This is a genomic window from Actinomadura verrucosospora (assembly GCF_039540335.1).
GTDB lineage: Bacteria > Actinomycetota > Actinomycetes > Streptosporangiales > Streptosporangiaceae > Spirillospora > Spirillospora verrucosospora.
Map to the genome: position 1 here is coordinate 255,057 of NZ_BAABEV010000006.1, position 24,401 is coordinate 279,457.

Annotated in this window: 22 protein-coding genes; 14 read left to right on the forward strand and 8 right to left on the reverse strand. The window is 73.6% G+C overall.

Annotation, left to right across the window (positions count from 1 at the left end; translation table 11 throughout):
- Positions 1 to 11: 11 nt before the first annotated feature.
- Positions 12 to 701: a ComEA family DNA-binding protein gene (locus ABD944_RS10010; RefSeq protein ID WP_345174651.1), complete on the reverse strand. Its 690-nt coding sequence runs from the start codon at positions 699 to 701 to the stop codon at positions 12 to 14.
- Positions 702 to 759: 58 nt separating this feature from the next.
- On the reverse strand, positions 760 to 1,611 hold the full coding sequence (gene map / locus ABD944_RS10015; RefSeq protein WP_345174654.1) for a type I methionyl aminopeptidase: 852 nt from the start codon (positions 1,609 to 1,611) through the stop codon (positions 760 to 762).
- Positions 1,612 to 1,679: 68 nt separating this feature from the next.
- Here map and ABD944_RS10020 point away from each other — a divergent pair, with 68 nt between their 5' ends.
- Positions 1,680 to 1,856, forward strand: coding sequence for a hypothetical protein (locus ABD944_RS10020; protein WP_345174656.1), 177 nt, complete (start codon positions 1,680 to 1,682; stop codon positions 1,854 to 1,856).
- Here the strand turns inward: ABD944_RS10020 and ABD944_RS10025 are convergent.
- Positions 1,853 to 2,449, reverse strand: coding sequence for a hypothetical protein (locus ABD944_RS10025; protein WP_345174657.1), 597 nt, complete (start codon positions 2,447 to 2,449; stop codon positions 1,853 to 1,855). The two genes, ABD944_RS10020 and ABD944_RS10025, sit on opposite strands and share 4 nt — an antisense overlap.
- A 91-nt stretch (positions 2,450 to 2,540) precedes the next feature.
- Here ABD944_RS10025 and npdG point away from each other — a divergent pair, with 91 nt between their 5' ends.
- From npdG to ABD944_RS10045, 4 genes are all read left to right on the forward strand, one after another.
- On the forward strand, positions 2,541 to 3,236 hold the full coding sequence (npdG, locus tag ABD944_RS10030) for an NADPH-dependent F420 reductase (RefSeq protein WP_345174659.1): 696 nt from the start codon (positions 2,541 to 2,543) through the stop codon (positions 3,234 to 3,236).
- A 55-nt stretch (positions 3,237 to 3,291) separates the two neighbouring features.
- Entirely contained in the window at positions 3,292 to 4,395 is a 1,104-nt protein-coding gene (locus ABD944_RS10035) for a potassium channel family protein (RefSeq protein WP_345174661.1), read from the forward strand.
- Positions 4,396 to 4,472: 77 nt separating this feature from the next.
- On the forward strand, positions 4,473 to 4,796 hold the full coding sequence (locus tag ABD944_RS10040) for a hypothetical protein (protein WP_345174662.1): 324 nt from the start codon (positions 4,473 to 4,475) through the stop codon (positions 4,794 to 4,796).
- A 10-nt stretch (positions 4,797 to 4,806) separates the two neighbouring features.
- Complete coding sequence (locus tag ABD944_RS10045) at positions 4,807 to 5,556, forward strand: hypothetical protein (protein ID WP_345174666.1); 750 nt, start codon at positions 4,807 to 4,809, stop codon at positions 5,554 to 5,556.
- An 80-nt stretch (positions 5,557 to 5,636) separates the two neighbouring features.
- On the opposite strand, the gene panB is transcribed toward ABD944_RS10045, so the two are convergent.
- On the reverse strand, positions 5,637 to 6,488 hold the full coding sequence (panB, locus tag ABD944_RS10050) for a 3-methyl-2-oxobutanoate hydroxymethyltransferase (RefSeq protein ID WP_345174668.1): 852 nt from the start codon (positions 6,486 to 6,488) through the stop codon (positions 5,637 to 5,639).
- A 153-nt stretch (positions 6,489 to 6,641) separates the two neighbouring features.
- Here panB and ABD944_RS10055 point away from each other — a divergent pair, with 153 nt between their 5' ends.
- The 3 genes from ABD944_RS10055 (at position 6,642) to ABD944_RS10065 (ending at position 11,080) form a co-directional block, all read left to right on the forward strand.
- A complete protein-coding gene (locus ABD944_RS10055; protein ID WP_345174669.1) occupies positions 6,642 to 8,204 on the forward strand; it encodes an MFS transporter in 1,563 nt (520 codons plus the stop codon).
- A gap of 27 nt (positions 8,205 to 8,231) precedes the next feature.
- Complete coding sequence (locus ABD944_RS10060) at positions 8,232 to 8,819, forward strand: TetR/AcrR family transcriptional regulator (RefSeq protein WP_345174672.1); 588 nt, start codon at positions 8,232 to 8,234, stop codon at positions 8,817 to 8,819.
- A gap of 140 nt (positions 8,820 to 8,959) precedes the next feature.
- Positions 8,960 to 11,080: a SpoIIE family protein phosphatase gene (locus ABD944_RS10065; protein WP_345174673.1), complete on the forward strand. Its 2,121-nt coding sequence runs from the start codon at positions 8,960 to 8,962 to the stop codon at positions 11,078 to 11,080.
- A 177-nt stretch (positions 11,081 to 11,257) separates the two neighbouring features.
- On the opposite strand, the gene ABD944_RS10070 is transcribed toward ABD944_RS10065, so the two are convergent.
- Both ABD944_RS10070 and ABD944_RS10075 read right to left on the reverse strand, forming a co-directional pair.
- Entirely contained in the window at positions 11,258 to 13,048 is a 1,791-nt protein-coding gene (locus ABD944_RS10070) for an NAD+ synthase (protein ID WP_345174675.1), read from the reverse strand.
- Between the two features lie 32 nt (positions 13,049 to 13,080).
- A complete protein-coding gene (locus ABD944_RS10075; RefSeq protein ID WP_345174677.1) occupies positions 13,081 to 14,340 on the reverse strand; it encodes an MDR family MFS transporter in 1,260 nt (419 codons plus the stop codon).
- Positions 14,341 to 14,394: 54 nt separating this feature from the next.
- Here ABD944_RS10075 and ABD944_RS10080 point away from each other — a divergent pair, with 54 nt between their 5' ends.
- The gene (locus ABD944_RS10080) at positions 14,395 to 15,420 is read left to right on the forward strand and encodes an ArsR/SmtB family transcription factor (protein ID WP_345174678.1); all 1,026 of its coding nucleotides are present in this window, start codon (positions 14,395 to 14,397) and stop codon (positions 15,418 to 15,420) included.
- On the opposite strand, the gene ABD944_RS10085 is transcribed toward ABD944_RS10080, so the two are convergent.
- A complete protein-coding gene (locus ABD944_RS10085) occupies positions 15,360 to 16,391 on the reverse strand; it encodes a terpene synthase family protein (RefSeq protein ID WP_345174680.1) in 1,032 nt (343 codons plus the stop codon). The genes ABD944_RS10080 and ABD944_RS10085 overlap by 61 nt on opposite strands.
- Before the next feature lie 161 nt (positions 16,392 to 16,552).
- Here ABD944_RS10085 and ABD944_RS10090 point away from each other — a divergent pair, with 161 nt between their 5' ends.
- From ABD944_RS10090 to ABD944_RS10110, 5 genes are all read left to right on the forward strand, one after another.
- Positions 16,553 to 17,377, forward strand: coding sequence for a substrate-binding periplasmic protein (locus ABD944_RS10090; protein WP_345174683.1), 825 nt, complete (start codon positions 16,553 to 16,555; stop codon positions 17,375 to 17,377).
- The gene (locus tag ABD944_RS10095; protein ID WP_345174685.1) at positions 17,335 to 18,204 is read left to right on the forward strand and encodes an amino acid ABC transporter permease; all 870 of its coding nucleotides are present in this window, start codon (positions 17,335 to 17,337) and stop codon (positions 18,202 to 18,204) included. The genes ABD944_RS10090 and ABD944_RS10095 overlap by 43 nt, the downstream gene beginning before the upstream one ends.
- Positions 18,201 to 19,028 (forward strand): amino acid ABC transporter ATP-binding protein, encoded by an 828-nt coding sequence (locus tag ABD944_RS10100; protein ID WP_345174687.1) that lies wholly within the window; start codon positions 18,201 to 18,203, stop codon positions 19,026 to 19,028. Before ABD944_RS10095 ends, ABD944_RS10100 begins: the two co-directional genes overlap by 4 nt.
- A gap of 126 nt (positions 19,029 to 19,154) precedes the next feature.
- A complete protein-coding gene (gene glnA / locus ABD944_RS10105; RefSeq protein ID WP_345174689.1) occupies positions 19,155 to 20,516 on the forward strand; it encodes a type I glutamate--ammonia ligase in 1,362 nt (453 codons plus the stop codon).
- Positions 20,517 to 20,543: 27 nt separating this feature from the next.
- Positions 20,544 to 23,552, forward strand: a complete 3,009-nt coding sequence (locus ABD944_RS10110) for a bifunctional [glutamine synthetase] adenylyltransferase/[glutamine synthetase]-adenylyl-L-tyrosine phosphorylase (protein WP_345174691.1) — start codon at positions 20,544 to 20,546, stop codon at positions 23,550 to 23,552.
- Here the strand turns inward: ABD944_RS10110 and ABD944_RS10115 are convergent.
- Positions 23,537 to 24,394, reverse strand: a complete 858-nt coding sequence (locus tag ABD944_RS10115) for a phosphatase PAP2 family protein (RefSeq protein WP_345174693.1) — start codon at positions 24,392 to 24,394, stop codon at positions 23,537 to 23,539. The genes ABD944_RS10110 and ABD944_RS10115 overlap by 16 nt on opposite strands.
- Between the last annotated feature and the right edge of the window lie 7 nt (positions 24,395 to 24,401).

Genomic DNA, 24,401 nt, shown 5'->3' on the forward strand with positions numbered 1-24,401 from the left:
CATACCCGCGCTCAGCGGATGAAGACGGCGTACTCGGCCAGATCGCCGGTGAGGGAGGGCGGGAGCCCCGCCACCGCGGACAGCTCCTCGGCCGACACGAACCCGCCCGTCTCGGCCCGGACCCGCTCGATCGTCGCCGCCAGCTCCGGAGTGACGCCGGGCAGCAGCGTCAGCGTCTGCGCGGGCGCGTGGTTGACGTCGACGAGCCCGCCGTCGTTGTACTGGTGCGGCAGGTCGGGCCGCCCGATGCGCAGCTCCTTGGCGAGCCCCGGGTCGGACGCGGCCAGCTCCCGCGCCTTCTGCCGCAGCAGCCGCTGCCGCTTGACCCGCTCCACCACGGCCTCGTTGTCGACGCCCGAGAGCCCGTGCGGGTCGAACACCTTCCGCCGGATCAGGAAGGCGTGCCCGCAGCCCACCACCGCCAGGACGGACATCAGCATGCCGGCCGCCCGCACGGTGCCCTCGTCCTCGCCGGTGCCGGACAGCAGGGACAGCATCAACGCGAACACCCCGGCGTACACGACCGTCGACACCAGCAGGTGCACGCTCCGCCGCCACAGCAGCGCGGCGGCGAACGTGAACGGCGTCGCGAAGCCGAGGGTCAGGAACGGCAGCGCCGCCCACGTCACGCTCAGCGCGGCCTGCCCCGGCGGCATGCTGTCGGAGGGAACCCTCGGCTCGTACGGCGCTGGGGCGTTCATCTCTCGAGGGTCTCCCGGGCCGGATGCGGGCGAATCGGACTCTAGATCGAGGGAAGGGTCACGGCAGGGTGAGGATTTCGTGGCCGTCCTCGGTGACCAGCAGCGTGTGCTCGAACTGCGCGGTGCGCCTGCGGTCCTTGGTGACGACCGTCCAGCCGTCGTCCCACATGTCGTACTCGTGCGTGCCGAGGGTCAGCATCGGCTCGACGGTGAACGTCATGCCCGGCTCGATGATCGTCGTGGCGGCCGGGTCGTCGTAGTGCGGGACGACGAGGCCGGAGTGGAACGTCGTGCCGATCCCGTGCCCGGTGAAGTCGCGCACGACCCCGTACCCGAACCGCTTGGCGTAGGACTCGATGACCCGCCCGATCACGTTCAGCGCCCGGCCGGGCTTGACCGCGCGGATGCCGCGCATCGCCGCCTCGCGGGTGCGCTCCACCAGCAGGCGCGACTCCTCGTCCACGTCGCCGCACAGGAACGTCGCGTCGGTGTCGCCGTGCACGCCGCCGACGAAGGCGGTGATGTCGACGTTGATGATGTCGCCGTCGCGCAGGACCGTGTCGTCGGGGATGCCGTGGCAGATCACCTCGTTGATCGAGGTGCACAGCGACTTGGGGAACCCGCGGTAGCCGAGCGTGGAGGGGTAGGCGCCGTGGTCGAGCAGGAACTCGTGCCCGACGGCGTCCAGCTCGTCGGTGGTGATCCCGGGCCGGACGTGCCTGCCGACCTCCTCCAGCGCCTGCGCGGCGATCCTCCCGGCGACCCGCATCCGCTCGATGGTCTCGGGCGACTTGACGTCCGGCTCGCCCGTCCGCGGCCGCTTCTTCCCCACGTACTCAGGGCGCGGAATGTTCGAGGGAACCTTGCGCATGGGGGAGACGCGTCCGGGTCGGAGCAACTGGGTCGTCATAGTGATGGAGTGTAGTCAGCGCGATCCGGGCACACTCTCGTGCCAGCGCATGATCGAAAGGAGCGCCGATGGCCGGTGACGACGGTGACTGGTGGTTCTGCCTGAAGCACATGAAGCCCGAGCACGGGGCCGGCTGCCCCGGCAAGGACCGCATGGGCCCCTACAGGACCGAGGGCGAGGCCGCGGACGCCATGGCCATCGCCCGCGAGCGCAACGAGGCGTGGCGCAGGCAGGACGAGGACTAGTCCGGGACCGGGCCGGAGACGGCGTCGAGGAGCCGGGCGAGGCGGCGCCTGAGCCCGCGCGGGCTCCGCTCCGGCTCCCGGCCCGCGGCCGCGCTGACGAGGTGCTGCGCCCCGTCGAACGACATGAGGGCCTCGCCCGGCGGGACGGTCAGCGCCTCGTGGGCGAGGCCGCGCAGCTCGCGGTCGCCGCCCTCCAGCGCGAGGACGGTCGCCCCGGTGCGGCGCGCGTCGTCCACCCGCTCCAGCAGCGGGACGGGCGCCCCCTCCTCGGCGACGACGAACAGCGTCTCGCCGCGCCGGGCCTCCTCCAGCCGATCCAGCCCGACCCGCAGGTGCGCGGGCGCGTCGGCCGGCGGCTCCCAGCGCACCAGCGTGGGCGCGAGGCCGGGGGCGCCGCCGAGCCGGCTCTCGTCGTCGAGGTGCGCCGCCAGATGCCACGGGTCGCCCGCCGGCGTGCCGACCAGCAGGAGCCCGCCCGGGGTGCGGGACGTGACGCGCAGTGCCCGGCCGAACTCCTCGGTCCGCTCCAGCCAGCCCGTCGCCGACAGGACCTCGCGCAACATCGATATCTGCTCGGCGTCCACGGGCACCATGGTGCCCCACCCCGCGCCCCCGGCAGGCCCTTTCGGCGATGCGGGAGCCCGGCGCCGGGCCGCCGGTGAGCGGCCTGGCAGACTCGGCCGCATGACTGAGCAGCAGCAGAAGACGCCCTACGACCTTCCCGACGCGAGCGGCCTGACCATCGGCATCCTCGGCGGGACGGGAGACCAGGGCAAGGGCCTCGCGCGCCGTTTCGCGCTGGCCGGGCACCGCGTGACGATCGGGTCGCGCAAGGCCGAGCGCGCCCAGGCCGCCGCGGACGAGCTCGGCGCGGACCTGCCCGTCTCCGGCGCGGAGAACCCGGTCGCGGCCGGGGACTCCGACGTGGTGATCGTGGCGGTGCCGTGGGACGGGCACAGGGCCACGCTGGAGTCGCTGCGCGCCGAGCTGGCCGGCAAGATCGTCGTGGACTGCGTGAACCCGCTCGGCTTCGAGAAGGGCAAGGGCGCGTTCGCGCTGCCGGTCGAGGAGGGCAGCGCCGCCGAGCAGGCCGCGGCCGTCCTGCCCGACAGCCGGGTCGTGGCCGCCTTCCACCACGTGTCGGCCAGGCTGCTGCTCGACCCCGAAGTGGACCAGATGGAGCTGGACGTGCTGGTGCTCGGCAACGACCGGGAGGCCACCGACCTCGTCCAGGCCCTCGCCGGGCGGATCCCCGGCATGCGCGGCGTCTACGGCGGGCGGCTGCACAACGCCCACCAGATCGAGGCGTTCACCGCCAACCTCATCTCCATGAACCGCCGCTACAAGGCCCACGCCGGACTGCGCATCACGGACGTCTGACCGCGCATCGGGCGGGCCGTCCCCGGTACGGTGCCAGCATGAACGGTCGGCCGGCATGAACGGTCAGGACGCCGCGCGGCGGCCGCTCGTCCTGCTGCCGTCGGCCCGGACGGGGCCGCTGCGCGCGGTGGCGAAGCGGGTCGGGCTGGCGCTCGTCCTGCTGCTCATGGTGGTGGCCGTGGTCTACCTCGACCGCGACGGGTACCGCGACACCGGCGACGGGCGGCTGTCGCTTCTGGACGCCTTCTACTACGCCTCCGTGACCATGTCCACGACCGGGTACGGCGACATCACCCCGGTCGGGGACGGCGCGAGGCTCGTCAACATCGTCTTCATCACGCCCGTCCGGGTGCTGTTCCTCATCGTCCTCGTGGGCACGACCCTGGAGGTGCTGGCGGAACGCACCCGCGACGACTGGCGAAGGTCCCGCTGGAGGGCACGCGTGCGCGACCACATCGTGGTGGCCGGCTACGGCACGAAGGGCCGCAGCGCCATCCGGACCCTGCTGAGCACCGGGGTGCCGCCCGAGTCGATCGTCGTCGTCGACCCGGACCCGCGGGTCGTGGCCGAGGCCGCCGAGGCCGGGTTCGCGGGCGTCGTCGGGGACGCGACCCGCAGCTCGGTGCTCAGGCAGGCCTCGGTCCAGCGGGCCCGCGAGATCGTGGTGGCGAGCGCCCGCGACGACACCGCGGTGCTGATCACGCTGACCGCCCGGCAGCTCAACCCGCACGCCGGCATCCAGGCGGCGGTGCGCGAGTCGGAGAACGTCCCGCTGCTGCGCCAGTCCGGCGCCGACCACGTGGTGACCTCGTCGGAGGCGGCGGGGCGGCTGCTCGGGGTCTCCACCACGCAGCCGAGCGTCGGCGAGGTCATCGAGGACCTGCTGGAGCAGGGGAGCGGCCTCGACCTGGTGGAGCGCGAGGTCCACCCGGACGAGGTCGGCGGCCCGCTCGGCGCGGTCCGCGTCCCCGCGCTGGCGGTGGTGCGGGACGGGCGGCTGCTGCCGTTCGACGACGCCGGCTGCGCGGCCCTCGAACCGGGCGACCGCCTGATCGTGGCGCGGTCCTCCTCCCGGCGCCGCGGCCCGTCCGGTGCGGAGGAGGAGGACGGCCGGGACGGGGCCGGGCCGCCGGACGGCCCCCGAGACCGAGACCACTGACCGTGCGGGGAGCGGTTCGGGCCTGCGCCGCGTCCTAGTCCTGGATTACCATCGCAGTGGCGACAGGCGGGGTGGAGATGAGAGAGAACCGGTCGGCAGATCCGTGGAGCGCGTTCCTGGCCCCTTCCGGGCGGAGCGGCGGCGCCCGGCCGCCGGGCGCGGCGCCCGCCGGTGAGCCCGGCCGCGCCGCCGGGTACGCCGAGGCGGGCGCGGAGGACGCGTGCCGCCGCGTGCTGGCGCAGTTGCGGGCGGCCAACGGCCCGCTGTCGCTGGAGCAGATCCACCACGCCACCCGGCTCGGGCTGCTGGAGGTCGCCGACGCCGTGGACGTGCTGCGCGAGCGCGGCCTCGTCGCGGTGGAACGGGAGATCGACGAGGTCGTCCGGCTGACCGGGGAGTGACCGCGTCCCGATGATCGGATACGTCGTCGCGGTCTCGCTGAGCTGCCTGGTCGGCATCGCCGAGCTGGTCAGCCGGTACCGGGACCGGCCCACCACGCTGGTCCGGGTGCCGAGCACCTGGGCGTACGTGCTGATCAACGGGGGAGCGGGCGCGGGCTCGCTGCTGCTCCTGCACACCTTCGGCTGGCGGTTCGGCGTCCAGTCGCCGCACGTCGCCGAGGCGACGCAGGTGCTCGTGGCGAGCCTCGGCTCGATGATGGTGTTCCGCAGCGCGGTGTTCACCGTCCGGGTCGGCGACGAGGACGTCGCCGTCGGGCCGAGCACGCTGCTGACCTCGCTGCTGGCCGCCGCCGACCGGGGCGTCGACCGGATGCAGGCCAAGACCCGCGCGCACGAGGCGGGCGAGATCATGCGGGGCGTCTCGTTCGCCCGGTCGCGGCTCGCGCTGCCGACGTACTGCCTCGGCCTGCTGCAGAACGTCTCCGCCGAGGACCAGGCCGACCTGCGCACGGCCGTGGACGCGCTCGCCGGCAGCGAGATGACCGACGGCCAGATGGCCCTCAACCTCGGGCTGCTGCTGATGAACGTCGCCGGTCCCGACGTGCTGCGCTCCGCCGTGGAGACGCTCCGCGACGAGATCACGGCGGACGGCGCGGCCCCGCGCCGCGTCCCGCCGCCGCGCGACGGCCAGGGCCACGAGGGCGGCCGGTCCGGCGCCGGAGCACGGCCCTCGCCCGTCCGCTCCGACCCCGACCAGTAGGCGGAAACCACACACGGCCGCGCCGGGGGCGGCGCGGCCGTGCGGGGGTGGGCCTGGTTCGGCGCTGGGGCCCGTGCCCGCTAGTGGTAGGTGTGCTCCGGCGCCGGGTAGGCGCCGCTGACGACCTCGTCGGCGTAGGCGCGGGCCGCCTCGCCGAGCAGGGTGTTCATGTCGGCGAACTTCTTGACGAACTTCGCGGTGTGCGGGGTGAGGCCGGCCATGTCCTGCCAGACGAGGACCTGCGCGTCGGTCTGGTTGCCGCCGCCGATGCCGATCGTCGGGATGGACAGGGACGCGGTGACGCGGGCGGCGAGTTCCTCGGGCACGCATTCGAGGACGACGGAGAACGCGCCCGCCGCCTCCAGCGCCTTGGCGTCGGCCATCAGCTCGTCGCCGTCCTGGCCCCGGCCCTGCACCCGGTAGCCGCCGAACGCGTTCACCGACTGCGGGGTGAGGCCGAGGTGGCCCATCACCGGGATGCCGGCCGCGACCATCGCCTCGGCCTGCGGGATGACGCGGCGCCCGCCCTCCAGCTTGATCGCGTGGGCGCCGGTCTCCTTGAGGAACCGGGTGGCGGCCGTCAGCGCCTCGGTGACGCCCGTCTGGTAGGAGCCGAACGGCAGGTCGGCGACCACCATGGCGCGCTTGGAGCCGCGGACGACGGCCGCGGTGAGCGGGATCAGGTCGTCCACGGTGACGGGGATGGTCGAGTCGTAGCCGTAGACCACCATCGCGGCGGAGTCGCCGACGAGCAGCACGGGGATGCCGGCCTCGTCGAAGATCCGTGCGGTGAGGGCGTCGTAGGCGGTGAGCATCGGCCACTTCTCGTGCCGCTGCTTCGCCGCCGCGATGTCGCGTACGGTCACCCTGCGCCCGCTCGTACCGCCGTAGAGTGCGGTCGGCTGTGCCGGGGGTGCGACGGATGAAGACATGCAGAACCTCCGCTGGTCTTGAGGCGCCACTGCGGCGTACCCAGACGAAACCGATGGTGCCACCTGGCCAACGATTCGGGTACCCCTCCCCATTCCAGAATTTTCTCCGCCGGGCCGGGAACAGATTCCGAAACGATACCGTTGCGTATCGACATGGACCCCCAGACGATCCAGCGGCGCCGGTGGTACATCCTCGGCGTCCTGACCATGAGCCTGCTGGTGGTGGTGCTGGACAACACCATCCTCAACGTCGCGCTCAAGACCATCGCCGACCCCGACAAGGGCCTCGGCGCCACGCAGAGCCAGCTCGAATGGGCGATCAACTCCTACACGCTGGTCTTCGCCGGCCTGCTGTTCACCTTCGGCGTGATCGGCGACCGGATCGGCCGCAAGCGCGTGCTCGTCGGCGGCATGGCGGTGTTCGCCCTCGCCTCGCTGGTGTCGGCGTACGCGCAGTCGCCCGAGCAGCTCATCTACGCCCGCGCCCTGATGGGCCTCGGCGGCGCCGCGGTCATGCCGCAGACGCTGTCGATCATCACGAACGTCTTCGAGCCGCACGAGCGCGCCCGCGCCATCGGCATCTGGGCCGGCGCGGTCGGCCTCGGCGTCGCCATCGGCCCGCTCACCGGCGGCCTGCTGCTCGCCCACTTCTGGTGGGGCTCGGTCTTCCTCATCAACGTGCCGGTCATCGCGGTCGGCGTCACGCTGATGGCGTTCCTGGTCCCCGAGTCGCGCAACCCCGCCCCCGGCCGGCTCGACCCGGTCGGCGTGGTGCTGTCGGTCATCGGCCTGGTCGTCCTGTCGTACGGGATCATCCAGGGCGGTGAGAAGGGCGACTGGCTGCAGGCGCCCGTGCTCGGCCCGATCCTCGCCGGCGCCGCCGTCCTCGCCCTGTTCGTGTGGCACGAGGCCCGCACCGCGTCCCCGGCCTTCGACGTCCGGCTGTTCAAGGACGCGCGCATGTCGGCCGCCGTCGCCTCCATCGCGCTGTGCTTCTTCGCCGCCACCGGCGTGTTCTTCTTCGCCAACTTCTACATGCAGTCGGTGCGGGGCCTGACGCCGCTCCAGTCCGGGGCCATGGTGCTGCCGTTCGCCGTCGCGCAGCTCGCCTTCGCCCCGCGCAGCGCCGCGATGGTGCGCCGGTTCGGCGCCAAGGCGGTCTGCACCGTCGGGCTGCTGCTGGTCACCGTCGCGCTGGCGAGCTACCAGTTCGTCGGCGTCCACACCTCCCTGTGGATCCTCGGCGCGATCTTCTTCGTGCAGGGCGTCGGGATGGCCAACGTGATGCCGCCCGCCACCGAGTCGGTCATGTCCGCCCTGCCCCGCGAGAAGGCCGGCGCCGGATCGGCCATCAACAACACCGCCCGCCAGGTCGCGGTCGCGATGGGCGTGGCCGTGCTCGGCTCGGTCGTCGCCTCCGTCTACCGCGGCGACCTGCGCGCCGAGCTCGCCGCGCTGCCCGCCGGCGCGCGGCAGGCCGCCGCCGAGTCGATCGAGGGCGCGCACGCCGTCGCCGCCCGGATGGGCCCCGCCGGGCAGGGCCTCGTCGGCCCCGCCGACGCCGCCTTCGTGCACGCCATGCACGCCGCGTCCGTCGCCGCCGCCGTGGTCTCCCTCATCGGCGCCCTGGTCGTCCTGAAGTGGATGCCGGGACGCGCCGCGGCGCCGTCCGAGCAGGCTCCGGCCGAGCGGCGGCCGGAGAAGGCCGCCGTGTGACGGCCGGTGTGGCAGGGTGAGGGAATCATGACCGGGACCGAGCGGCGGCAGGCGGGGCGGCCGCGCAGCGAGCGCGCCGAGAAGGCCATCGTCGAGGCCACCCTGGACCTGCTGGCCGAGGAGTCGGGGGTGGCGGGCGTCTCCATCGAGGCGGTCGCCGCCCGCGCCGGCGTCGGCAAGACGACGATCTACCGGCGCTGGCCCAGCAAGGAGGCGCTGATCGTGCACGCGCTCGGCGCGGTGAAGGAGCCGCTGCCCGAGCCGTCCGGCGCGTCCGCCCGCGAGGACCTCACCGCGATCGCGCGGCGGTTCGCGGGCGACCGGCACCGACGGTACTCGCGGTGCTTCTGGAACGTCGTCGGCGGCGCGGAGAAGCACCCCGAGCTGTACGCCCGCTACCGGCAGGAGGTCATCGAGCCGCGGCGGGACGTCATCCGCAGGGTGATCCAGCGCGGGGTCGACTCCGGGGAGCTGCGCCCCGACCTCGACGTGGAGGTCGCGATGTCGCTGCTGCTCGGCTCCCTGACCGCCAAGCGGCCGCAGGAGACGTTCCCCGAGGGGTACGCCGACGCGGTCGTCGACACTCTCCTGCGGGGCATCGAGAGCGCGCGGTAAAGCCGTCCGGAAGCGGACGACGGGCGGTTTTAGGCGCGGTAAGCGCGATCTTCTCCCCTTACCGCTGGCTCATGCCCCATACTGTCGCTGGGTAGTGCTGAGACGACCGGCTGTCTGGAGCGCGTCAGGTGAGATCCGTCATGGCGCCGCGAGGCGATGCGCCAGCCACCGATTCGGCGTCCCGGACCCTGGTCCTGGGCATCGACGGTGCTCGGCACATCGTGCAGTGCGGCCCGAACGCCAAGGCCGTCCTCGGCCGTGCCCCCGAGGAGCTGATCGGCCGGCCCGCGACCGACCTGGTCGGCGACGAGGCGAAGGCCGAGCTGGAGACCCTCCTGGAGGCCAACGGCGCCGGGCAGGAGCGCAACGGCGTGATGGGCGTGCTGCGCGGCGACGGCGGCGCGCCCGCCGACGCCCTCCTCACCGTGCAGCCGATGCTCGGCGGCGGCCCGGGCGCGGCGCCCGCCGCGCTGCTGTTCATCCGCGTCGAGCTGCCGCCGAGCGAGCGCTACCAGGACCCGGCCCTCATGCGGCGCGCCCTGATGGACGACCCGCTCACCCGGTTCGGCGCCACGCTCGACCTCGACCAGTCCGCCCGCGGTCTCGTCGACGTCGTCGTCCCGCACTTCTGCAACGTCGCGTCGGTGCTGGTGCTGGAGAGCCTGGTCGCCGCCGACGAGGTGCACGCCGAGTCCGGCTCGGCGGTGCTGCGCCGCATCGCGGTCACCTCCGACGACGGCAACCCCGCCTGGACGTCCACGTTCCCCGTCGGCGAGGTGCTCGTCTTCCCGGAGGGCACGCCCTACCGGCAGGTCATGGAGACCGCCCGGCCCGTCCACCTGCCGCACATCGAGGTGGACCGCGCGAGCGAGATCGGCCGGCTCTGGCGGCGCGGCCCGGCGGGCGAGCTGCTGTCGAACGTGTCGATGGTGCTGCTGCCGATGATCGCCCGTGACACGCTGCTCGGCTTCATCGCCTGCACCCGCGTCCCCGGCTTCCGCAAGTTCGACGCCTACGACGTCGAGATCGGCATGGAGTTCGCCGCCCGCGCCGCCATCGTCATCGACAACGCCCGGCGCTACAGCCGCGAGCGGGCGACCGCGCTCGCGCTCCAGCGCAGCCTGCTGCCGATGCGGCTGTCCGCGCCGTCCTCGGTCGAGGTCCGGCACCGCTACCTGCCGGGCAGCAAGCTGGTCGAGGTCGGCGGCGACTGGTACGAGTCGATCGCGCTGCCCGGCGCCCGCGTCGCCCTGATCGTCGGGGACGTCGCCGGGCACGGCGTCCGCGCGGCCGTCACCATGGGGCGGCTGCGCACCGCCCTGCACACGCTCGCGAACCTGGAGCTGCCGCCCGCCGACGCCCTGCACGTCATGCACGAGCTGATGATCGAGCTGGGCGAGCAGGAGCCGCACTTCGCCACCTGCGTCTACGCGGTGTACGACGCGACCAGCGGCACCATCGAGATCGCCTCCGCCGGGCACCTGCCGCCGCTGCTGGCGAGCCCGACCGGCGACAACGAGTACCTGGAGGTCCCGCCCGCGCCGCCGCTCGGCGTCTCGGGCGGCTCGGCCATCGAGAGCCGCGAGTTCCCCGTCGAGGACGGCAGCCTCTTCGTGATCTACACCGACGGCCTGGTCGAGAACCGGGGCCGCGACATCGACGACGGCCTCGCCCGCCTCCAGAAGATCTTCGGCCGCGACTCGGTCGACCGCTCCATGGAGGACCTCGCCAAGACCACCCTCGCGGGCGTCTACGCCGACCAGCACCGCGACGACATCGCCGTCCTGATCGCCCGGCTGCGCCGCCTTCCCCAGGACCGCTACTCCTCCTGGACGCTGCCCGCCGACCCGGCCGCGGTCCGCCGCGCCCGCGGCCTCGTCAGCACCCGCCTGGCGGAATGGGACCTGGAGGACCTCGACTACACCACCGAGCTGCTGGCCTCCGAGCTCATCACCAACGCGCTCCGCTACGCCCACGGCCCGATCGAGCTGCGCCTCCTGCTGGAGCGCACCCTCGTCCTGGAGGTCCTGGACCGCTCCGCCGCCCTTCCGCGCCTGCGCCGCGCCGAGGACGACGACGAGAACGGCCGCGGCCTCCTGGTCGTCAGCCAGCTCGCCCACCGCTGGGGCAGCCGCCGCACCGCCGCGGGCAAGGTCGTCTGGTGCGAGCAGATCGTCCCCGGCGTCGACCCCGACGCCTCGGAGCAGGTCCCCGCCTGGCCCGAAGAGGCCTGGCCCGGCGAACTCCACCACCGCGAATAGCCCAGGGGGAGCGACCCCTTCCCAGGGGGCGACGGGGTGACCTGAGCGAGGGCGCGAGCCGGGCGACCGCAGCGCCACCGGCAAACCCGCACGGACACAGCACGCCCGCACTGTGGCGTGAGGATCGTCCGGCTCGTGACGGGGGTTCCAGGGGGTCGCCCCCCTGGAAAGACACAGCTAGCTCAGCTTCTCGCGCCAGCGGTTGGTGATGGGGAGGCGGCGGTCGCGCCCGAAGTTCTTGGGCGTGATCTTGGGGCCGGGCGGGTACTGGCGGCGCTTGTACTCGGCGATGTCGACGAGGCGGATGGCGCGCTCGACCAGGGCCGGGTCGTGGCCGGCGTCGACGAGGGCGTCGCGTCCCATGTCGCGCTCGACGTAGTCGGTCAGGATGGGGTCCAGGAGGGCGTACTCGGGGAGGCTGTCGCGGTCGCGCTGGTCGGGGCGCAGCTCGGCGGACGGCTCCTTGACGATGATGGCCTCGGGGATGGGCTCCTGCGTGAAGGGGTGCAGGAGCGGCGAGTCCTTGCCCGCCTGGGCGTTGCGCCAGCGGGCGAGGTCCCAGACGGTGAGCTTGAAGACGTCCTTGATGGGGCCGAAGCCTCCCGCGGAGTCGCCGTAGAGGGTGGAGTACCCGGTCGCCAGCTCGCTCTTGTTGCCGCCGGTGAGGACGAGGTGGCCGTCCTCGTTGGACAGGGCCATCCACACGTTGGCGCGGATGCGGGCCTGGAGGTTCTCGGCGGCGAGGCCGTGCAGGTCGAGCTGCTCCTCGAACGCCTCGACCATGCCGGCGATGGGGACGATGCGCGAGTTGATCCCCTGCCGCTTGACGAGCTCCTCGGCGTCCACGACGGAGCCCTCCGAGGAGTAGCGGCTCGGCAGCAGGACGGCGTGCACGTTCTCCGGGCCGATGGCGTCGGAGGCGATGGTGGCGACGAGCGCCGAGTCGATGCCGCCGGACAGGCCGAGCACGACGGAGCGGAAGCCGTTCTTGCGGACGTAGTCGCGGGTGCCGAGGACGAGCGCCGCGTACACCTCGGCGAGGTCCTCCAGGGGCGGCGCGACCGTGCCCGGCTCGGCGGGGTAGGCGGGCAGCGGGTCGGCGGACAGGACGTGCCGGTCGATGGCGATCGTGGTGCCGTCCTGGGCGTCGACGCGGACGGGGCCCTCCTCGGCGGCGGGGCCGGCGGCCGGGAGGTCGAGGTCGGTGACGAGGAGGTGCTCGACGAACTGGGGGGCGCGCGACAGCGGCGAGCCGTCCGGGCCGACGATGAGCGAGTCGCCGTCGAAGACGAGCTCGTCCTGGCCGCCGACCAGGTTGACGTAGGCGAGCGCGCAGCCGGCCTCGCGGGCGCGGCCGGCGCACAGGTCGAGGCGGACGTCGTCCTTGTCGCGCTCGTAGGGGGAGGCGTTGATCACCAGCAGCAGCCCGGCGCCCGAGGCGCCGGTGGCGCTGACCGGGCCGCCGTCCTGCCAGAGGTCCTCGCAGATGGCGGTGGCGATGTCCACGCCGTGCAGCCGGACGACCGGCAGCCGGTCGCCGCGCGCGAAGATCCGGTACTCGTCGAACACGCCGTAGTTGGGCAGGTGGTGCTTGGCGGAGCGGACGAGCACCTCGCCGCCGTGCAGCCACGCGGCCGCGTTCAGCGGCAGGCCGCCGGCCCGGCCGGAGCGGGCCGCGCCGGCCGGCGGGCAGTCGAGGTAGCCGGTGACGACGGGGAGGTCGCCGAGGCCCTCGTCGGCGAGCCGGCGGGCGAGGCGCAGGAGGGCGTCGCGGGACGCCGCCACGAAGGACGCGCGCAGCGCGAGGTCCTCCACGGGGTAGCCGGTCAGCATCATCTCCGGGAATGCGACGAGGTGCGCGCCCGCCTCGGCGGCGCGGCGCGTCCACGTCACGATCTGGTCGGCGTTGCCGTCGAGGTCGCCGACGGTCGAGTTCACCTGTGCGAGCGCGAGCCTGAGTTGTGCCACGGTCCAAGGGTAGAGCGTCCCGCCCAGTTTCGTCACTCTGACGAGAAGTCGGCGGCGAGCGCGGCGGCGCGCCGCCGCCGGATCGCGGGGGCCAGCGCGAGCTGCGCCGCGGCGGCGCCCAGGGCGAGACCCGCGCAGGTCAGCCACAGCGCGGGCGCCCCTCCGGCGCCGAGCAGCTGGGTGCCGCCTAGGGGCGCCAACAGGAAGCCGCCCGACCACGCCATCCCGTACAGGCCGCCGTACCGGCCGCGCAGGTCGGCGGGGGCGAGGTCGGCGACCACGGCCTGCAGGACGGACGCGGCGATGATCTCCCCGAGCGTCCACACCAGGATCGTCGCGGTGTAGGCGGCCACGGACGAGGCGAGCGAGGTGAGCCCGTAGCCGGCCCCGACCAGCGCGAAGCCCGCCGCCAGCACCAGGCTGTGGTCGCGCCGCGCCAGCCACGCGTTCACCAGCGGCTGGACGATGATGATCAGCGTGCCGTTCGCCGCGATCGCCAGGCCGTAGGACTGCGGGCCGAGCCCGTCCTCCTTCATGGCGAGCGGCATCGTCGTCATGCCCTGCATGAGGACGAACGTGTAGAAGAGGGTGACCAGCACGTAGCCGACCATGACCCGGTCGCGCAGCACGCGGCCGAACCCGCCCGCCCGCTCGGCGCGGGCCTCGCGGGTCCGCGTCTCCGGGATCGCCCGCCACACGAGCAGGCCGAACGCCGCGCAGGTGAGGGCGTCGATCCAGAACAGCCACAGGAAGCCCTGCTGCGCGAGCGTCCCGCCGAGCACCATGGCGAAGGCCCAGCCGAGGTTGATCGCCCAGAACAGCAGCCCGAACGCGCGCGGGCGCTCGGCCGGGGAGATGATGTCGGCCACCATCGCCTGGGCGGCGGGCCGGTACATGTCCAGGAGCAGGCCGAGCACCAGCGCGGCGGCGAGGATCGCGGCGAGGCCCTGGGCGTAGCCGAGCGCGAGCATGGCCGCGCCGGTGCCGACGGTCGCGAGCGTCAGCGTCGCGCGGCGGCCGATGCGGTCGGCGAGCATGCCGCCCGCGAGCTGCCCGGCGAGCGAGCCCGCGCCGAGCACGGCCATCGTCACGCCGGCCTGGGCCAGCGACAGGCCGCGCATGGTCGTCAGGTAGAGGCCGAGGAACGGCTCGACCATGGTCCCGAGGCGGTTGAGCAGGGTGCCCGCCCACAGCACCCAGAAGGGCCGGGGGAAGCCGCCCACCCGGGGGCGGAGGAAAGCCGCGAACCTGCCGGGAGCGGGACCGATGGGAGGTTCTTCCAGAAGGGTCACGTGACGATGGTGGAGGCGGCCCGCGCTCCGAGATAATCATTTAGCCTGGGCTAAATGATCGAGTTCGTGCTCGCGCCGGACGACGTGGCGCGGGTCCGGTTCGCGTTCTCGCCGCTGTGGGAGATGGTGCGCAGCCTGCGGGTGCTCGCCGACCCGTCCGGCCACGCGCTCCATCTGCCGTGGGTGCGCACCGTCCGGCCCCGCCTGCGCGGTCTCGGCTTCGAGCCGCTGCTGGACGTCGTCCTGCCCGCCGGATACATCCCGGACTTCCTCACCCCGCCGCCGCGCACGCCGCTGCCCGACCTCGGCGCGGAGATCGCGACCGTCCGCGCCACGCCGCCCGAGGTCGTCGCCGCCGAGCTCAGCTGGGCCGCGCCCGGCGCCCCGCCCCGGCCCACCCGCCGCGCCATGGCCGCCGACCCCGAACGCACCCGGGACGACCTCGCCGACCTGCTCGAACGGTACTGGGAGGTGGCCGTGGAGCCGTTCTGGCCGCGCATCCGCGACCTGCTGGAGGGGGAGGTCCTGCGCCGCAGCGGCGCGCTCGCCGCCGAGGGCGCCGAGGGCGTGTTCGGCGACCTGCACGAGGCGGTCTCCTGGCGTGCCGGGACGCTCTCCGTCGACCGCCACTGGCACTTCCGCGGCGAGCTCGCCGGGCGCGGCATCCTGCTCGTCCCGAGCGCGTACGTGTGGCCGAACGTGTCGGTGATGGTGCCGCCCTACCAGCCGATGGTCAGCTACCCGCCGCGCGGCGCGGCGACGCTGTGGGAGACCGGGCCGCCGGACGAGCCGCGCGCCGGCGCCCTGGCCGCGCTGATCGGACGCCGCCGCGCCGAGCTGCTCACGGCCCTCGCCACGCCCGCGTCCACCACCGACCTCGCCAGGCGGACGGGCGTGACCGCTGGGGCCGTCAGCCAGCACCTGGGCGTCCTGCGCGCCTGCGGCCTCGTCACCGGGCACCGCATGGGCCGCCGCGTCCTGTACGTCCGCACCCCGGCCGGGGACGCCCTCGCCGGGGCTCAGCGCAGCGACGCGAGCGCGTCCAGGCGCGGCGGGGCGGGGGAGGCCTCCGGTCCGTAGCGGCCGGACTCGGCGAGCCAGTCCATGTGCGCGCGCGGCGTGTCCAGCAGGACCTTGACGACCTGCGCGGCGGCGGCGCGCTGCGCGACCGTCAGGTCCAGCCGGTCGAGCATCTCCGGCAGCCTGCGCGCCGCCGTCCACGCCTCCTCCAGCCGGTCGGCGATCCGCTCGGCGACCAGGTGGGCCGCCCGCGCCTCGTCCATCCCGTGCGCCCTGGCGAGGACGGCGGGCAGGTCGTGCACGTCGCCGCGCGCGGCCTCCAGGTCGTGCGAGGCCAGGTCGTTGGCCCACGCGACCGCGTCGGCGACGCCGTCGGCGAGGGTCTTCCAGCGGGGCGTGCGCAGCAGCCGCGCCGGCAGCTCGACGCCGAGGACGGCCTCCACCAGGTCGAACAGGAACGGGCCGCAGGCCCGCCGGCGCAGCGCCGGGTACTCCTGCTCGGTCGGGACGTGGCTGATCCGCCGGTTGACGGCCTCCTCGGCGCAGCCGTCGCGGTGCGCCTCCAGGTGCAGCATGAACCGCCGGCGCCAGTCGCGGCTCATGTCCTTGGACGTGGCGTGCCACAGCTCCACCAGCGCCGCCTCCAGCGGCCGGGCGCCGGGCCGGGCGTGGCCGCGCCGCATCGCGCGCAGCAGGTCGTCGTACAGCCCGTGCACGGCGCTGCCGCTGTCGGCGAGCGGCGGGTGGTCGAGCGTGTCGTCCAGCGCGAGGGTCCAGGTCAGCCAGCGGGCGAACAGGTCCACGGCGGCCAGGTCGGCGGACGGCAGGACGCGGGCGGCGAGCCGCTCGCAGCGCGCCCGGCCGAGCGGGGAGGTGTCCGGATCTCCGAGCACCAGCCCGCGGCCGCGTGCCCAGGCCTCCACCTGCGCGCACAGCTGCCACGACTCCGGGTGCATGGCCGACGGGGTGGCCAGCGCGGTCACCCGGTCGGTCATCGAGAGAAGAAGTGAGATGTCCACGACGCGATCCACGCTAACGATCACCTTGCCGGACGACCATGATCGCCACGTCAATTTCCGGGAAACGGATATCCGGGGACGGTCATGGGCGAGTCAGCCGCCCGCCCCCTGCCCCCGGCCGGGGGGACGTGCGATAGTGCGGTGATCGGAAGCGAGCACGATCAGGAGGAAACGTGTCGAGACGGACGACGCTCCGGGCCTTCGGCGCGGGGCTCGCGGCCCTGGCGCTGACGGCGTCGGCGTGCGGCGGCGACAAGGGCGCGACGGTGCAGGGCGTGAAGCTCATCGAGAAGGGCGCGCTCACCTCGTGCACGCACCTGCCCTACCCGCCCTTCCAGTCGGAGGACAAGAAGTCGGGCAAGGTCGTGGGCTTCGACGTCGAGCTCATCGACCTCGTCGCCAAGCGGCTCGGCGTCACCCAGAAGATCGTCGACACCCCGTTCGAGACGATGAAGACGGGTTCGGCGCTGAACGCCGGCAAGTGCGACATCCAGATGGGCGGCATGACGATCAAGCCCGACCGGGTGAAGTTCATGGACGTCTCCAGCCCCTACTTCGACGCCACGCAGTCGCTGATGGCGAAGAAGGGCAGCGGGATCACCGCGCTCGACGACGTCAAGGCCAGGAAGCTCAAGCTCGGCTCGCAGGCGAGCACGACCGGTGAGGACTTCGTCAAGGGCAAGGGCTTCGACCCGCGCTCGTTCGACAACTCCAACGCCGAGCTGAACGGCCTGCGCACCGGCCAGGTCGACGTGATCGTGCAGGACGACCCGGTCGTCAAGGGCTGGCTGAAGGACCCGGCGAACGCCGGCTTCGAGATCGCCGCCAACCTGAACACCGGCGAGCAATACGGGTTCTGGATGCGCAAGGGCCACAACCCCGAGCTGGTGAAGATCACCAACGACGTGATCGCGAAGGCGCGGGCGGACGGCTCCTACAAGCGGATCTACGAGAAGTGGATCGGTCCGATGCCGCCGAGCGCCGGCGGCGGCTCGTGACCGCCGAACCGGCGGGTGCGGCGGCGCCGGGCGGGCTGACCCGCCGGCGCCGCCGGCAGCTCTCCCTCGGCGGCCAGTACGGGATCTTCGTGGTCGTCGTGGTGCTGCTGCTGGCGCTCGCCGACTGGGGGACCCTGCGGCTCAACTTCGCCAACTGGGAGGTCGCCAAGAGCCTGTTCCCCGACATCATCACGGTCGGGCTGCGCAACACCGCCCTCTACACCGCGGTCGGGTTCGGGATCGGCCTCGGCGGCGGGCTGGTCGTCGCACTGATGCGGCTGTCGTCGGTGCCCCCGTACCGGTGGTTCGCCACCGCCTACATCGAAATCTTCCGCGGCCTGCCGCTCCTGCTGATCTTCATCTTCGTGGGCGTCGGCGTGCCGCTGGCCTTCCCGGGCACCAACATCCCCGGCGGCGCCGCCGGGCAGGCGGGACTGGCCCTCGGCCTCGCCGCGACCGCCTACATGGCCGAGACGATCCGGGCCGGGATCGAGGCCGTCCCGAAGGGGCAGCTGGAGGCGGCGCGGTCGCTCGGCATGTCGCACACCCGCGCGATGCGCTCGATCGTCATCCCGCAGGCGTTCCGGATCATCATCCCGCCGCTCACCAACGAGCTGGTGCTGCTCTGCAAGGACTCCTCGCTGGTGCTGTTCCTCGGCATCACGCTCGAACAGCGGGAGCTCACGAAGTTCGGCCGCGACCTCGCGGGCGAGCAGGGCAACACCACCCCGATCATCGTGGCGGGGATCTGCTATCTGCTCATCACGATCCCGCTGAGCCTGCTGGCCCGGCGGCTGGAGGCGCGGCAGCGCAGGGGGCGGCGATGACGAGCCTTGCCAAGGACACCGGGGCCCCGGCGGCCATCGAGATCAGCGGCCTCCACAAGTCGTTCGGGGCGAACGAGGTGCTGCGCGGCATCGACTTCCACGTCGGGGCCGGCGAGGTCGTCTGCGTGATCGGCCCGTCCGGGTCCGGCAAGTCGACGCTGCTGCGCTGCGTCAACCTGCTGGAGGAGCCCTCCTCCGGGACGGTCCGGGTCGCGGGCGCCGACGTCACCGACCCCGAGGTCGACATCGACGCCGTCCGCCGCCGGATCGGCATGGTCTTCCAGGCGTTCAACCTCTTCCCGCACCTGACCGCGCTCGGCAACGTCATGATCGCCCAGCGGAAGGTGCTGCGGCGGGGCAGGGCGGAGGCCGAGCGGATCGCCCGGGAGAACCTGGAGCGGGTCGGGCTGGCCGACAAGGTCGACGCCTACCCGGCGCAGCTGTCGGGCGGACAGCAGCAGCGCGTGGCCATCGCCCGCGCGCTCGCGATGGGCCCGGAGGTGATGCTGTTCGACGAGCCGACGTCCGCGCTGGACCCCGAGCTGGTCGGGGACGTCCTCGGCGTCATGCGCGGCCTCGCGGAGGCGGGGATGACGATGCTCGTCGTCACCCACGAGATGAGCTTCGCCCGGGAGGCGGCCGACCGGGTGGTGTTCATGGACGGCGGCGTGGTCGTGGAGGAGGGCCCGCCCGACCAGGTGATCGGGGCGCCCGCGCACGAGCGGACCCGGACCTTCCTTTCGCGCGTCCTCGACCCGGCCGCCGCGCGGATCGAGGACGGTCCGCCGTCGGATATGTTCCGATCACCGGCCCCGGACGCGTAACGTCGCGGTAACAGCGTCCGGGCATACTGCAGATACAGCCGGACCGGCTCAGCGCGGCCGGCATGCCGGGCCCGCGTCGCCGACGAACGCAGTCTCGCCGACAGGGCAGTACCGAGGGAGAGGGCATTGGACCGTCAGCAGGAGTTCGTGCTCCGCACGCTTGAGGAGCGCGACATCCGCTTCATCCGGCTGTGGTTCACCGACGTGCTCGGGTTCCTGAAGTCGGTGGCCGTCGCCCCCGCCGAACTGGAGGGCGCCTTCGGCGAGGGCATCGGCTTCGACGGCTCGGCGATCGAGGGCTTCGCCCGGGTGTACGAGGCCGACATGATCGCCAAACCGGACCCGTCCACCTTCCAGGTGCTGCCCTGGCGGTCGGAGTCCCCGGGCGTCGGCCGCATGTTCTGCGACATCCTCATGCCGGACGGGGCGCCGAGCTTCGCCGACCCCCGCTACGTCCTCAAGCGCTCCCTGGCGCGGGCCGCCGACCTCGGGTTCACCTTCTACACCCACCCCGAGATCGAGTTCTTCCTCTTCAACGACAAGCCGGAGGACGGCCGCGAGCCCGAGCCGGCCGACGCGGGCGGCTACTTCGACCACACCCCGCACAGCGCCGCGCACGACTTCCGGCGCAACGCCATCACCATGCTGGAGGCGATGGGGATCTCGGTGGAGTACAGCCACCACGAGGGCGCCCCCGGCCAGCAGGAGATCGACCTCCGGTACGCCGACGCGCTCACCACCGCCGACAACATCATGACGTTCCGGCTGGTCATGAAGGAGGTCGCGCTGGAGCAGGGCGTGCACGCCTCCTTCATGCCGAAGCCGTTCACCGAGCACCCCGGCTCGGGCATGCACACCCACATGTCGCTGTTCGAGGGCGACCGCAACGCCTTCTACGAGCCGGGCGCGGAGTACAAGCTGTCCAAGGCGGGGCGGGCGTTCATCGCCGGGCTGCTGCGGCACTCCGCGGAGATCACCGCGGTGTGCAACCAGTGGGTCAACTCCTACAAGCGGCTGTGGGGCAACGTCGGCTCCGCGGCGGGCCTGGGCGGAGAGGCCCCGTCCTACATCTGCTGGGGGCACAACAACCGGTCCGCGCTGGTCCGCGTCCCCATGTACAAGCCGCACAAGGGCCACTCGACCCGCATCGAGTTCCGGTCGCTGGACACCGCCGCCAACCCCTACCTGGCGTTCGCGGCGATCCTCGGCGCCGGGCTCAAGGGGATCGAGGAGGGCTACGAGCTGCCGCCGGGCGCCGAGGACGACGTCTGGGCCCTCACCGTGGCCGAGCGGCGCGCCCTCGGCATCGAGCCGCTGCCGCAGAACCTGGACGAGGCCATCCGCGCGATGGAGCGCAGCGAGCTGATGGCCGACGTCCTCGGCGAGCACGTCTTCGACTTCTTCCTGCGCAACAAGCGCCAGGAGTGGGAGGACTACCGCCGCCAGGTGACCGAATTCGAGCGGAAGCGGCTCCTGGCCGTCCTCTGAGGCCCGCTCCGGATTACGGTTGGTCCTGTGACCGAGTCCTGGACTTCCGACCGCCGTCCCTCGCTCGCCGGACGCCTGGCGCGGCTCGGGTTCACCCACGCGGTGCGGGCGGAGCGGCTGCTCGCGGAGGCCGAGCGGGACGGCGCGGGGCCCGGCGACGCCCTGCTCGACGCCCTCGGCGGCACCGCCGACCCCGACCTCGCCCTGGACGGTCTGCTGCGCCTGCTGCCCGCCGCCGACGGCGAGCTGCGCGCGGTGCTGGCCGCCGAGCCGGGGACGCGGGAGCGGCTGACCGCGGTGCTCGGGGTGAGCGCGGCGCTCGGCGACCACCTGGCGCGGCACCCTGACCACTGGCGCGTGCTGCGCGACGGCGTCGCGGGCCCGCTCGGAAGCCCCCGCGCCGACCTGCTGGCCGCCGTGGGCGCCGATCCGGCGGCGCCGGAGCCGGTGGCCCTCGGCGAGGACGCGCTCGTCGCGCTCCGCGTCGCCTACCGTCGCCGCCTCCTGGCGCTGGCGGGACGCGACCTGATCGGCGCGGCGGACGTCGCGGAGGTCGCCGCCGAACTGGCCGACCTCGCCGCCGCCGCGCTGGAGGCCGGCCTCGCCGTCGCCCGCGCCGAGGTCCCCGGGCACGAGGCGTGCCGGCTCGCCGTGATCGGCATGGGCAAGTGCGGGGGCCGCGAGCTCAACTACGTCAGCGACGTCGACGTGGTCTTCGTGGCGGAAGCGCGGGACGGGCAGGACGAGGACGCCGCGCTGCGCACCGCCACCCGGCTGGCGTCGGCGATGATGCGGGCCTGCTCGGCCACGACCGAGGAGGGCGCGCTGTGGGAGGTGGACGCGGCGCTGCGCCCCGAGGGCCGGTCCGGGCCGCTGGTGCGGACGCTCGCCAGCCACCGCGCCTACTACGAGCGGTGGGCCAAGACGTGGGAGTTCCAGGCGCTGCTGAAGGCCCGTCCCGTCGCGGGCGACGCCGACCTCGGCGCCCGCTACCTCGACACGATCACCCCGATCGTGTGGAAGGCGGGCGAGGGCGAGGGCTTCGTCGAGGACGTCCAGGACATGCGGCGCCGCGTCGAGGCCGACCTGAACCAGCGCACCGCCGACTCCGAGCGGCAGCTCAAGCTCGGGCCGGGCGGGCTGCGCGACGTCGAGTTCGCGGTCCAGCTGCTCCAGCTCGTCCACGGCCGCGCCGACGAGACGCTCCGCAGCCCGACGACGCTGGACGCCCTGGCCGACCTGTCCCGGGGCGGCTACGTCGCGCGCGACGACGCGGCGGCGCTGGCGTCGGCGTACCGGTTCCTGCGGCGCGTGGAGCACCTCGTCCAGCTGCACCGGCTGCGCCGCACCCACCTCGTCCCGGACGACGAGGCCGGCCTGCGCCGCCTCGGCCGCGCCCTCGGCCTGCGCACCGACCCGGTGGGGGAGTTCACCGCGCTGTGGCGGCGACACGCCCGGGAGGTCCGCCGCATCCACGAGAAGCTGTTCTACCGGCCGCTGCTGCGGGCCGTCGCGCGGCTGCCCGGGGAGGAGGCCCGGCTCACCCCGGAGGCGGCCCGGGTCCGGCTGGAGGCGCTCGGGTACGCCGACCCGGCGGGCGCGCTGCGGCACATCGAGGCGCTGACGGCGGGCGTGTCGCGGCGGGCCGCGATCCAGCGGACGCTGCTGCCGGTCATGCTCGGCTGGTTCGCCGACGCGCCCGACCCCGACGCGGGCCTGCTCGGGTTCCGGCAGGTCAGCGACGCCCTCGGGACCACGCCCTGGTACCTGCGGCTGCTGCGCGACGAGGTGACCGTCGCCGAGCGGATGGCGTGGGTGCTCGGCTCCAGCCGCTACGCCACCGACCTGCTGCTGCGCGCCCCCGAGGCGGTGGCCCTGCTGGGCAGCGACACGGGCCTGGCCCCGCGCCCGCAGGAGGCGCTGCGCACGGAGGCGCTCGCCGCCGTCCGCCGCCACAGGGAGGGGGGCGGCGACCGCCCCGCCGAGGAGGCGGCCGGCGTGGTGCGGGCGCTGCGGCGCCGCGAGCTGTTCCGCGTGGCCGTCGCCGACCTGCTCGGCCTCGTGGACGTCCGGGAGGTGGGGGAGACCCTCACCGGCATCTCCGCCGTCACCGTCGAGGCCGCGCTCCAGGTCGCCGTCAACAAGATCGAGATGGAGTCGCGCGGGCCGCTGCCGACCCGGATGGCGGTCGTCGCGATGGGCCGGTTCGGCGGGCACGAGCTCGGCTACGGCAGCGACGCCGACGTGATGTTCGTCCACGACCCGCTGCCCGGCGCGGACGAGCGCGCCGCCGGGCGGGCCGCGCACGCCGTCGCCGAGGAGCTGCGCCGCCTCCTCGCCCTGCCCGCCCCCGACCCGCCGCTGGTGATCGACCCGAACCTGCGCCCCGAGGGGCGGCAGGGGCCGCTCGTGCGCACGCTCGCGTCCTACGCCGCCTACTACGCGCGCTGGTCGGAGCCCTGGGAGGCGCAGGCGCTGCTGCGCGCCGACCCGATGATCGGCGATCCGGGGCTGTGCGAGCGGTTCCGCGCGCTGATCGATCCCGTCCGCTGGCCGGAGGACGGCATCGGCGAGGACGCCGTCCGGCAGATCCGGCGGCTGAAGGCGCGGATGGAGTCCGAACGGCTCCCGCGCGGCGTCGAGCGGCGCCTGCACACCAAGCTCGGGCCGGGCGGGCTGGCGGACGTGGAGTGGGTCGCGCAGCTGCTCCAGCTCCGGTACGCCCACGAGGTCCCGGCGCTGCGCACCACCCGGACGCTGGACGCGCTGGACGCCGCGGTCAAGGCCCGTCTCCTGGACGCCGAGGACGCCGAGATCCTGGCCGAGGCGTGGTGCATGGCCACCCGGGTCCGGGGGGCGCTCATGCTGGTGCGGGGCCGCGCGTCCGACCTGCTGCCGACCGAGCACCACCGCGAGCGCAGCTCCGTCGCCCGCGTCCTCGGCTACCCCGGGACGGGCGACCTCCTGGAGGACTACCGCAGGCACGCCCGCCGCGCCCGCACCGTCGTGGACCGGGTGTTCTACGGAGCCGAGTGAACCCCGGAGCCTTCCGTCCGCCGGCCGGACCGCTGGTGGAACCGGTGCATCACGCGGGCCCGGGCGAGGAGGAGGGGCGCGGGGCAGCGCGTGTAGAGGATCCACGAGACCCACAGCGCGCCGCCGATGAGCGCCATGCCCGCCACCGCGTCCAGCACGTAGTGGTTGGCGGTGGACAGGATCACGATCACGGTGGTCGCGGGGTAGAGCACGCCGAGCAGCTTGGCCCAGTTCTGCGACGCCAGCCTGACCAGCACCAGCCCGCACCACAGCGACCATCCGGCGTGCATGGACGGCATGGCCGCGTACTGGTTGGTCAGGCTTCCGGACGCGTCGCTGGCGTACAGGCCGAGCGAGTGCAGCGCGGTCACCGGGTCGACGAAGCCCTCGCTGTGCAGGAACCTCGGCGGCGCCAGCGGGTACAGCCAGAAGCCGATCAGCGCCACACCCGTGGCGACCATGATGGACGTGCGGAGCCACCGGTAGTGCTGCGGCCGGTAGCGGTACAGCCACACGACGATGGCGAGCGTCACGATGAAGTGCATCGTGGCGTAGAAGACGTTCGCGGTCCGCGCCAGCCACGGCACGGTCAGCAGCGTCTGGTTGAGGTGCAGCTCGACGTCCAGCCCCAAGAAGCGTTCGGCGCGCAGGATCTCGTCGGCGTGCGCGAACGCCGGCCCGGTGCCGTCCTGAACCAGGACGATCCGCGTCAGCGTATAGCCGGTGTAGAACAGGACGACCAGCAGCAGTTCGCGCCATACGGGGGGCGCGGTGACCCGGCGCCGGATTCCGGTGGCGCCGGCCTCGCTTCTGCGGGCCGCTGGGGGGGCGGATTGAGCCATGCTACCT